Genomic DNA, 10,258 nt, shown 5'->3' with positions numbered 1-10,258 from the left:
TCAGGTTCAATCACCAGAAAATTGCGATTCATGAAATCGCCAGTCTATGCTCGTGACAGAGGTTATGGCTTCGCTCATTACAACGCGCTGACCGAAACGCCGAGCCGTTGATTTGGTTACATTAAGCCCTCGACCGTCAGTATGCATCGCAAGCCCCACCCAAAAGGATGGCGCGACATGTCTACATTTGGTCTCCGACCGCCAGCTCCTCGTGGTGCGGGGTGCTTGTCAGTCCGTGGCCTCGATTTGCAGACGACTAGATGCTGGCAGCCACAAAGAGAGGCAGAAGCCGAACACGGAAGTGCGGCCGTTCCCCTGGCCAAATCCCCAAGATACCGGACCTCGACCTCGATCTTAGCCGAACCGGCGCGCATGGATCCACAGGATGCGGTGCGCTGAAGTGCGTGTCGCCGTGAAGTAAATCATCCGATTCGCCACCCGATAGAGTCGGGACGGGGTTCTACCTATTGCTTTTGAGCATGACCTTTTCCGAAAACCGGATTCCACTTCTTTCGAGATCATGCGCCAGTGCCGGCCTACTTCATGCTGGCCGCGTCAGCGACCCTGTCCACCATGGCCAGACCAGCTTAGCGGTGCGGTGTGATGGACCATGTGGCCGGCCTGCGGGCCGGCCCCGGCAATAATGCCGGCAGGCAGCAACAGATCATTGTGGCGGGTGAAGCGGCCGCCGGCCAGCGCGTCGGCCAGCATCAATGCCGATTCGGCCGCGATCGACCGCAGCTGTGAGGGCCAGCTGGCGATGTCCTTTGCCGACGAAGCAAACCCCACAGAGACGATGCCGGGGCGAAATACTTGCCCATGGCGAGCGGCCAGGTGAGCAGCACAAGCAGCGGCAGCAAAATGTGACGGAAAACACCACCGGCGACAGGCAAAGGCCGGCAGCCCGCCAGTGCAAGGCCCAGGCGCGGCGGCAAGAGCGGACAGATGAAGACCCCCGATCGAATCGTCGTCCGATCGAGATCATCGACTCGCCCGCCTCCCATCCAACCCAAATCTCAGCCCGCTGAGCGGCCGAGTAGTAGATGCGACGTCGCTGCTTCATGGCTCACATTCCATCTTTCAGACAGACTCGTGTGTTGCTGCGAGCAGTTGAATCCGCCACCCCAAAGCGGACGCGCCGCGAACGCGGCTGCTAGGCAGGCCGAAGCTTGTGCAAGTACAGCTGTGCGTCACAAGCCAAGTGAACTAAGAAGCTGCACGAACCGCGGTGATCGAGAATGGCGTCGAAATCGACTTCGTGACGGATTCGTTCCAATAGGTTCTGACTCGCGCTTCCTCCGACGGCTCTTTCCAGGTACCGAACCGCTTCCTCCACTTCCCCGAGCACGGAATACATGCAAGCGGCGTTGTACTGCGTCACGAAGTCGTCCGGATCGATCGCCAGCGCTCTGGCCAGCCAGGAACGCGCCTTCTTCCGCTCACCGAAATACGCGAGCGCGAGGGCGCCGCGATGCAGCGGTGCCGCATTTTCAGGATGGCGGCCAGTTGCGCGTTCGGCGCGCTCGAAACAGATCCTTGGTTTGCTAGCGGATGAAGGCGATCGCGCAGGAGCGTCCCCCGGTGTAGAGTTGCCACCCTGGATCTCGCCTTGGCCGGCTGCATTCCTGGCTGTGTCCCCTAGGATACATTGTCGAGCAGGGTCGACTTATCCAAGCCTTGTGTCGGCTCAGACGGCCATTCACCATTCGGCGTCATCTCGTTAACTGTCTCGGGTAGATCGCGCGCAATCCTTCGGATTAGCTCCTCGTGCGAAAGACCCGTCTGCATCGAAATGGACGTGAGTGTACCTTCGTCCATCGCCGCTTCGACGTCCCTTGGCTCGATCGGTTGGTTTGGCCCGCTGCCAACCCACGAGTCGACCTTCGATCCTGCCCCCACCTCCCTGAACCGGTCGAGGATCTCACCAAGGTCAGCCCTCGACACGCCATTCGTTATCTGAGCCAGAATTCTGCGTTGCGGGTCGTTTGGGTTAAGATACCCCGCTCCCGGAATCAATTCACAGAGCTTGTCGCGATTTTGGTATGCTAGAACGCCAAGCATCGCGATCGCCAATCTTCCCAGATTTGCCATTTGATCTCCTCCACGGTTTTGGCCGATGAGCGAATCGAAGCCAAGTCTTGGCGGATGACGACCCGTGTGGGCTCCAACAACTTCTTGCCGGTCGGCTCGCCGGCGGAGAGGACGCGTCCTTCGGGTTACTCGTTTTCATCTGACGTCTTCTCCTGACGCAGAATTTCGGGGCGCTTGGCCCGCAGTCGCCCTACGCCGATCGAACGCCCTAACCCGGCGCCTTCCGGGTTTGTTCCGCTTGTCAGAGTTTGTCGGCGACGATGGAGAGCGCGACCCGACGGGGTAACTCTACCGGGTCGAGAGACAGAGTCGGCGGCTCGGTCGTCCTCGTCATGTTGTCGGTCTATGCCTAACCCGGCCCTGTCGTCCTCGATCATGCCGTGGACCGTCGCCGGATCGTGGATCGAGGCGAGAAAATCAGCGTAAGCCTCCGCGCCCATCTCCGCGGGATCACCGCCGTACCATGCGTCTGGATTGGCAGGGATAGCCTGCTCCGGCTTTCCAGGCTGAGCGAAGAAGAACCAATGCCACCATGCCGATGCGAACCGCGCGTCACATCGCGCCAGCGCATAGCCGATCGGAATGGCTTCAAGGATTGCGAGGCGGCTAACGGATGCCGGATGATCCATCGCTGTCCGAAATGCGGTGTATGCCCACGATCGTGACCCACAAGTCCGAAGCGATCGAAGCCCAGATAGTCCATAAGGGCTAAGCAATCGCAGGCCTTGGACCTTTTGGATGAGCCCGAATGGTCAGGCATGTCAACGGGCTTGGAAGACTGGCCGAAACCGCGAAGATCAGGGCAAATTACGGTGTATTCCTCAGCCAAAATCGGCGCCACGATGCCAAGTAGCATGGGTGCGAGGATGACCGTGCAGCATCAGAAGCGGTGGGCCCCTTCCACCAACCCGGACTCTGAGCGTCGCTTCCGGAAGTTTGATCTGCTCCAGCGAGAAACCTTCAAACGTGCAACTCCCTCCATTCGCAACATTTGCCAAACATGTAAACGGAGACGCAGTTCAATGTCGGCTTCCGCGGGATATGAACTTGCCTCGTATTCCGCGAAGAGGTCGTGAGCCGAACGGCGGCTTACTGGTCCCTCGGCAATAACCGGACGGACAGCAAACGGCCCCCAAAAAGCCGCCAGGCGGCAACGCGCCTGATATCGCACTTCGAGATCAACTCTGCCGTTTCCTTTTAGCCGAAGTTGCAAACGGCCCCGCTAACAATCGTGGTTGCGCCTTTAGGATCGTGGTTCAGACCGCTGGCGGATTAGAACTCATATGGCTTTGCGATCGGCTCATCGCTGCCGACAATCGGGGACCTATATAAAGGGGCATGTCCACGCGCCGTAAAATCAATGCAACAGCGAAGCTGATTGGAGAATGGCCTTTAACCCCAGCTGCAACGTTCGGATCGTCCGTCAGAGCGAGGGGTATTTTTCTCGAAATACGCGCCCGCCTTCCAACGGAGTTCAGGAAATTGCTCAATATCGAGTCCCGCGTGCTTACCCTGCGCCTGTCTGAGGGCGCCGAGAACGATGTGCAGGTGGTATTCGGGATCGTATCAAAAGCACTGCAGAATATCGAAGACTTGCCCGTAATCCCTCGTGAAATCGAGGACATTCTGACGATCTCGACGGCCGAACGGCACCGCTGGTTGAAAGATGGTCGCTTGCAGAGCGCCGGGACGAAAACGGTGAAACTCCGCGGGCGGGCAAGGAACATCACCTTTCACGTGTACGACCCGCAGCACGTGGAGGATGTTCTTGACCGCGACCTGGTTACGGTCTGGCGCGAACAGGACGCAGCGACAGCTGCAGACAATAGGCGGCGAGCCGCGGGCAAGGCCGCTATGAAACGTGCTCAAAGAAGCGGCCGCGGAACTGCAGCTTCAGCTGGCCATGGCCCCGATGAGAACTCGCACTCCAGTTTGCGCGGCTGGGGAGATTTTGAGAATGACGGACTCCTGCGCGGATAGGCCGGGCGCACAGGCAGGTTAACACGTTTGCCTGCGCCGTGCGAGATGCGCAAGGAGGGCCGTCAAACGCATCGCGTTCAGGACCCGCTTCGCAGGGACACCGCCCTTGCGCGCCATCTCGACACCCCAATGCATGTGATCGAGCTCGCGGATCGAATGAGCGTCCGGATTGATGCTGAATATGCAGCCCTGATCGAGTGCCTTTTGATGCCAGCGCCAGTCCAGGTCGAGTCGCCACGGATGTGCGTTGATTTCGACAGCGACGCCGTGTTTCGCACACGCTTTGAGGACTTTGTCGACGTCGAGATCATAACCGGGCCGGCGCAACAGCTGGCGACCGGTCATGTGCCCGATGATTGTCGTCCGAGGATTTCCGATCGCCTCAATGATACGCTCCGTCTGTTCCTTCTTGGGCAACTTGAAGCGGCTGTGCACGCTCGCGACGACGAAATCGAACTGCTCCAAGATATCATTCGGGTAATCGAGCGAGCCATCTGCCAGGATGTCCGCCTCGATGCCCTTCAGTATGCGAAATTTTCCATTGTATGCCTTGTTCAGCCGGTCAGCTTCGCGGTGCTGTTCAGCAATCTCCTGCAACGAAAGGCCGCCTGCGTAATGAGCGGACTGCGAATGATCGGCGACACCATAGTATTCGAAACCGCGCTTGCGCGTGGCTTCAGCCATTGCCTCAAGCGTTTCGGTGCCATCGGATGCGGTCGTGTGAGAATGCAGGATGCCATGCAGATCTTCATCCCGAATGAGGGCGGGTAGCTTCTGCTTTGCCGCTCGCTCAATCTCATCCCTGCCTTCGCGCAATTCAGGCTCGATAAACTGCAAGTCTAGAGCTTGGTAGATTTCTTCTTCTGTCGCTGACGCGATCAGCTTTCTCCCGCGATGAAGCCCGTCGGCGTTTAGGGTGAATCCCTTGTCGGCCGCGAACCTCTTCAGTTGCTCAAGGTGTTCTGCCGAACCGGTTGCTTCGAGCAGGCTCGCGCCAAAGTGCTTCCTGTCCGTGACAACAAGCCTGAGGGTCGTATCCTCGATACCAGTCGACGTTATGCCCTGCGCTACCAGAACGAAGTCGGAAACGAGCTCGCAACCGCGCCGGAAGTCGCCTGCAATTTCGACGCGAGAAAACCCTGGATGCTCTTGCTTCACCGATATGACCGCATGTTCCAGAAGAGCGGCGGCCTTGTGCAGGTGAAGTTGCGTTTCGCCGCCTCGCACGATGGCCAGGTTCTGCAGGAGCTTTGCCTGAAGCGCGGCGCCGAGGCCTTTGACTGAGCGTATGCGGTCTTCTCTTGCTGCGGCCTCGAGGTCCGCCAGCGAGTTCACGCCGAGCGTCTGATGAAGCTTCAGTATCTTATCAGGACGAAGCCCGGGTATGGCAAACAGCTCCATCACGCCCGCTGGAACATCCTCGCGCAGCTTTTCAAGGCTCGGGTGCGGGCCGGTTTGGTAAAGCTTGGTCACGATGTCTGCGATCGCGTCACCGATCCCCGGGATCTTGGTGAGCGCGCCGGCGGCGATGAATCCGGTCAAGCGGCTGCGACAGCGCCGTCAGACTGTCTGCCGCGCGCAAGTATGCCTTTATGCGATAGGGATTGTCGCCGCGCATAGACGCCCGTTGTGCGTATTCCCTCAAAAGCTGGCGACGGTCCTCGGATTGATCTTTGCCATGGCTTCAGCCAAACGAGGCCGATCTCCGCAGGTTCCGATCAGGCAAGGCCATGAACGCCGCGTGGCCCTTTGAATCCCGGCTTTTACTGCCTCTTCCCGTGTCGGCCGCTACAGATTGGGCAAGGATTGGTCAGCGCGACCCCATCCAGCCAGAGCTTTGGAGGCTGCGCGTTTCTTCAATTCAGGAGCATCGCCCACGTGGAAATGAGAGGGCCCATCTATTGTCTTCATCTCCGCCCACGTGATCGGTGCCGCGACAGGAGCGCCGGGACGTGATCTCGCGCTGTAAGGCATGATCGCGGTCGCCCCGCGCTGATTGCGTAGATAGTCCACAAAGATGCGACCCTTGCGGCGCGCCTTTGACAACACTGCCGTGAAATGGGCCGGATCGCTCCGGGCGACCGCCTGCGCCAGGCGAGACGCGAAGTCCTTCACCTGTGGCCACTCGGCGCGAGGGGTGAGCGGCGCGATGACGTGCACTCCTTTGCCTCCCGTCAGCATCGGGAAAGTCGTAAGTCCCAGCGACTTAAGGATAGCACGGAACTGAAAGGCAGCGGCGCGGACGGCCTCAAAATCGAGGCCTTCATCGGGGTCGAGGTCGAACACGAGGCGGTCGGCCTTTTCGACATCCTCGATCCGAGCCCCCCATCCATGCAGCTCGATCGTTCCCATCTGGACGCAAGTCATGAGTCCATCGGCATCGTCGACATAGAGATATGGTTCCTCGTGCCCGTCCTTCTCCGTGATGCCGACGTGGTGGACTTTGTCGCCAAAGCTGCCGGCGTCGTGTTTTTGGAAGAAGCACTTCTTCGCGCGGCCCTGTGGGCATCGAACCAGACTGATCGGCCGGCTGCCAACCCAAGGAAGCATGATCGCCGCGACCGCTGCGTAATGGTCGGCAAGCTGTCCCTTGGTGATGTTGGACTCCGGATAGATGACGCGATCACGGTTACTTATCGCGATGGCGGTTGTCGCAGACGCGGCGAGATCGGCTGCACGACGTTCCGTCTCGAGCACGACCGCCTCGGGCTTCTTGTCTTCGCGGAGACCAAGATAACTCGGATGTCGCAACGTCCCTTCGTTTGTCATTTCGGTGAAGGCAATCTCAGCGACCAGTTTCGGACGGAGCCAGTGTGCGCCGCGCACTTCGGCGCGTGGTGCGTCGACGGTGGCGGCCTTCTGCTCAAACGGCGCCATGATCTTCAAGAGACGAAGAAGTTCAGCGGTATCGAAGCCGGTGCCGACTTTCCCGGCGTAACGCAGCTTGCCGCCGTCATGAACGCCAAGGATCAAGGACCGAAACGCGCGGATCTTGTCGGACGGCGTCCAGCCGACAATCACAAATTCCTGCCGCCTGATGCATTTGATCTTCAGCCAGCTTGCGCCGCGGGCCGCCACATAACTCGAATCCGCGAGCTTTGAGACGACGCCCTCAAGTCCGGCTGCGCAGAAGCGATCGAGCAGCTCTTCTCCGCGGCCGAGAATATGGTCGGAGTAACGAAGGACCGGATTTTTCGCAGGCAAGATCGCCTCCAGCTTCGCCTTGCGCTCAACAAGAGGAAGCCTTGTCAGATCTTCGCCGTCGAGCTGCAGCAGATCGAACGCATAAAAGTCGATAGTCGCCGGGGCGCCCTTCAATGCATTCTGAAGCGCCTGGAAGTCAGATCTTCCTTCCGCATCGACAACCACAGCCTCGCCGTCAATCAGGGCGGAGCGCACCTTGAGCTTGCAAGCCTCGGAGAGGATCGAGGGAAAACGGCTAGACCAGTCCAGACCAGATCGTGTGTAGGCTCGTGCCTCGCCAGCGCCGACGGCAACGAGAATACGATAGCCGTCGTATTTCATCTCATGAATCCAACGATCGCCGGCAGGGACCGTGTCCACTAGCGTTGCAAGCTGGACCGGCCGGAAAGCGGGCGGCGCTAAAGTGACGTCGTCACGAGCGGGCGATTTCGCTTGACTAGCGCTCGACCCATAGATTGCCTTGCGCGACGTTGGCTTGACCACTTCAAACTCAGAGACGAAATAGCGTTGTCCGCGTCAAACGCACGACTACTGCTTTAGTTTCGCTCCAGGCCGTATTGACCTTTTCGCGATCATTGCCGACCCGCTTGATTAGCGCCTCGGTCCGAGGCCGTGCTTCCTGCCTCCGGCCCTTCCATTCCCGATTTTTACTCACAGGCAATAATCAAGAGCTGGAACGTGCCCTCAAATGCCGCCACAGCGTATCCGGTTTCTGCCATCGGCTTTAGCAGCCTGACATTCCGGGTCCGGTCCCCTATAGTATGCGTTCAGTTTTGGTCTTCTCGTCGAAACCAGGTTTCGATTGATGACTACTCGACGTGCCCCATTGACGCCGAGTACCTCGCCCAGAGCAGCTCCGATGCCGGTTTCGAGAAGTGCAAAATGGCCCACCGACCAGAGTGAATGCTTTCGTATCCGGGTCTATTTCGAGCAGCGCGGACTTGGTCAGCATTCAGAGAGCCTAGCGGGTCCTTCCCATGGGCACCGGCCTGCTACTCACGGAGCACCCCCTCCTCCTTGGCAGCAGCCTCGAAAGCCTGACGGACCTCTTCCGGAGTCACACGGTCCTGAAAGGCGTCGGCGCAGAGTTGCACAGCCTTCCTCCACTTAGGTCCCATCTTGGTCCACTTCATGAGTTCCTCGGCGGCACCCTCGACGTTGTTGCACCCGTAGGTGACCCCAGGTCGGTCGGTCTTGACGTACACCGGACGGGAGAACCAATGGGTTGCCACGACAACTCCTACTCAGGGGAGAGATACACGTTGGCCTCCTTAGCGGCAGCCTCAAAGGCCTTTCGTATTATGTGGGGGTCAATCGAATCGCCCTCCAAGGCTGACAGGCAGAGGGTCACCGCCTTATGCCAGCGAGGCCCTCGCCGGGTCCACATCTTGAGCTGCTCAAGGGCTTCCTTCGCATTGTTGCAGCCATGCCTGACACCGGTTTCAGTCTTCACGAACACCGGAGGGACGAACCAGATGGGCGCCATGATACCTCCTACTCAGGGGAGAGATATACGTTGGCCTCCCTGGCAGCCGCCTCAAAAGCTTCAGGGACCTCATGGGGGGACACCCTGCCCTCGAACGCGTTGACGCAGGAGTGGACCGCTTGCGTCCACCTCGGGCCCTTTGTTTCCCATTCCATCAGTTGCTCGGCGGCTCCCTTGAGTGGCTGACCCCATTGCGAATGCCGGGACGTTTCGTCTTCACGTCTTCACGTAGACCGGTGGAGAGAACCAGAGAAGACCATAAGGGGGAACTTAGAGCGGCAAGAGCCCGCCGACCAACCCCGCCTTAGACGCAGCTAAGGGAACGATGTAGGCCCTCGCGGGTTTAGAGGGTTGCAGCGGTCGGTTCTTCTTGGATGTGCAGCCGCTGTGGCGGGGGTCCGTCGCCTCTCATCTCCATGCTTGGCGGCGGGCTCCTTTCGCGAAGGCGGTGTTGGTCAGAGAACCTTTACCGCAATTCAAGTTAGCTGGTTGTCATTGGGGGGAGTAATGTCCCCTCCTCTTTTGCAGCAGCCACTTCATCAGCTCCTCCCCGGCTGCCTCGGCGTTGTTGACGTTGCGGATGATCCCGGGACGCTCGGTCTTGACCGGGACCGGAGGGTTGAACCAATGGAGTGCCATACAGTCACTCTTTGTCGGCGCGCTCGCCGGCGATGATGACGCACTTGCGCGGTTGAGGCGGGACGATCGCGAGCACCCCACAACTCGGTATTTCAAGCGGCTCGGCATCCCGCGACCCTGACCTGTTATCAAAAATTATGGTCGCGGCGACTGTCCTAAGTAGATGTCGCGGCCCGACAGGGCCCCATACATGCCCATACGTGCGGAATTCCTCGACGAGGCCGCGCATGCGATTCTCTTGCCTCGAAACAGGGGCCGGAGATTAACGGGAATGAAGTTTATCGGTAGTCACCCCTGGGCCGTAATCGATTGCCTGTCGGATCGAGGCCGAGCAGCTTCAATTCCTCCAGATCGAACACTGAACTACTTGACCCGTTGCCTTCTCTCACGAACTCTTTCGAAAACACGCGATGAAGACCGAGTGCGCGCGATCCAGCTTCGCCCCTCGCAACGAAATCGGGAGGGCCGACATGCGTTTGCCAGACAAAGTTGGTGGGGCAGGTTTCCACGTAACTTTTGATCCGTAGGCCGCTTTGCCCGGAGCGGTGATATGTCCACGTAGAGTGCAGATCCGCGGCTCCAGCCTTCTCGCGCAAGCATTCGGCGTCTCCGCATGATCGACGCAGGATGTTTGCTGCAAGAGTGATGCATGATGGACAGTGGTGGGGCACCCATTGACGATGTCAGGCATTCAGGATTTTCGCTTCCTTGGCGGCGCTGAGAAATGCCACGCGCGCTACATCCGCTGAGCTGCCGCCGCCGAGAACCTTCATGATAGTGATGGGGTGGACGCCCCCTCGACGGCATCGATGTGCCAGAATGGTGGTGTTTGACAGCCACCGTAAGAGAGGGAGCGTC

General features: G+C 59.2%; 12 protein-coding genes and 1 pseudogene. 1 reads left to right on the top strand and 12 read right to left on the bottom strand.

The features are described from left to right. Positions 1 to 555: 555 nt before the first annotated feature. From NKI39_RS33695 to NKI39_RS33680, 5 genes and pseudogenes are all read right to left on the bottom strand, one after another. Positions 556 to 789 carry a hypothetical protein gene (locus tag NKI39_RS33695; protein WP_352837402.1) on the bottom strand — a complete coding sequence of 78 codons (234 nt, stop codon included), beginning with the start codon at positions 787 to 789 and terminating at the stop codon, positions 556 to 558. A 364-nt stretch (positions 790 to 1,153) separates the two neighbouring features. Beyond that, on the bottom strand, positions 1,154 to 1,381 hold the full coding sequence (locus NKI39_RS34435; RefSeq protein WP_502898651.1) for a TPR end-of-group domain-containing protein: 228 nt from the start codon (positions 1,379 to 1,381) through the stop codon (positions 1,154 to 1,156). A 257-nt stretch (positions 1,382 to 1,638) separates the two neighbouring features. After that, positions 1,639 to 2,091 (bottom strand): YidB family protein, encoded by a 453-nt coding sequence (locus tag NKI39_RS33690; RefSeq protein WP_502898650.1) that lies wholly within the window; start codon positions 2,089 to 2,091, stop codon positions 1,639 to 1,641. A gap of 125 nt (positions 2,092 to 2,216) precedes the next feature. Beyond that, positions 2,217 to 2,720, bottom strand: coding sequence for a hypothetical protein (locus NKI39_RS33685; RefSeq protein WP_352837407.1), 504 nt, complete (start codon positions 2,718 to 2,720; stop codon positions 2,217 to 2,219). Positions 2,721 to 2,803: 83 nt separating this feature from the next. Then, a pseudogene (locus NKI39_RS33680) lies at positions 2,804 to 2,947 on the bottom strand (alpha/beta fold hydrolase); the annotation flags it as partial. A gap of 482 nt (positions 2,948 to 3,429) precedes the next feature. Here NKI39_RS33680 and NKI39_RS33675 point away from each other — a divergent pair. Continuing rightward, complete coding sequence (locus tag NKI39_RS33675) at positions 3,430 to 4,071, top strand: hypothetical protein (RefSeq protein ID WP_352837400.1); 642 nt, start codon at positions 3,430 to 3,432, stop codon at positions 4,069 to 4,071. Positions 4,072 to 4,089: 18 nt separating this feature from the next. Here NKI39_RS33675 and NKI39_RS33670 read toward each other — a convergent pair whose 3' ends face one another. The 7 genes from NKI39_RS33670 to NKI39_RS33640 all read right to left on the bottom strand — a co-directional run bounded on the left by NKI39_RS33670 (position 4,090) and on the right by NKI39_RS33640 (position 9,400). Continuing rightward, positions 4,090 to 5,613 (bottom strand): PHP domain-containing protein, encoded by a 1,524-nt coding sequence (locus tag NKI39_RS33670; protein WP_352837398.1) that lies wholly within the window; start codon positions 5,611 to 5,613, stop codon positions 4,090 to 4,092. Next, positions 5,561 to 5,689 carry a hypothetical protein gene (locus NKI39_RS33665; RefSeq protein WP_352837395.1) on the bottom strand — a complete coding sequence of 43 codons (129 nt, stop codon included), beginning with the start codon at positions 5,687 to 5,689 and terminating at the stop codon, positions 5,561 to 5,563. The genes NKI39_RS33670 and NKI39_RS33665 overlap by 53 nt, the downstream gene beginning before the upstream one ends. A 170-nt stretch (positions 5,690 to 5,859) precedes the next feature. Further along, positions 5,860 to 7,758: a DNA ligase D gene (gene ligD, locus NKI39_RS33660; protein ID WP_352837392.1), complete on the bottom strand. Its 1,899-nt coding sequence runs from the start codon at positions 7,756 to 7,758 to the stop codon at positions 5,860 to 5,862. A 509-nt stretch (positions 7,759 to 8,267) separates the two neighbouring features. Further along, a complete protein-coding gene (locus NKI39_RS33655) occupies positions 8,268 to 8,507 on the bottom strand; it encodes a DUF982 domain-containing protein (RefSeq protein ID WP_352516193.1) in 240 nt (79 codons plus the stop codon). A gap of 8 nt (positions 8,508 to 8,515) precedes the next feature. Next, positions 8,516 to 8,761: a DUF982 domain-containing protein gene (locus NKI39_RS33650; RefSeq protein ID WP_352473718.1), complete on the bottom strand. Its 246-nt coding sequence runs from the start codon at positions 8,759 to 8,761 to the stop codon at positions 8,516 to 8,518. 8 nt (positions 8,762 to 8,769) lie between these two features. After that, on the bottom strand, positions 8,770 to 8,919 hold the full coding sequence (locus NKI39_RS33645; protein WP_502898652.1) for a DUF982 domain-containing protein: 150 nt from the start codon (positions 8,917 to 8,919) through the stop codon (positions 8,770 to 8,772). Positions 8,920 to 9,253: 334 nt separating this feature from the next. Beyond that, positions 9,254 to 9,400, bottom strand: a complete 147-nt coding sequence (locus NKI39_RS33640; protein WP_352837387.1) for a hypothetical protein — start codon at positions 9,398 to 9,400, stop codon at positions 9,254 to 9,256. Positions 9,401 to 10,258: the final 858 nt, after the last annotated feature.

It is taken from the genome of Mesorhizobium sp. M0664 (assembly GCF_040320565.1).
GTDB lineage: Bacteria > Pseudomonadota > Alphaproteobacteria > Rhizobiales > Rhizobiaceae > Mesorhizobium.
This window is presented reverse-complemented; position numbering and strand designations above follow the sequence as displayed.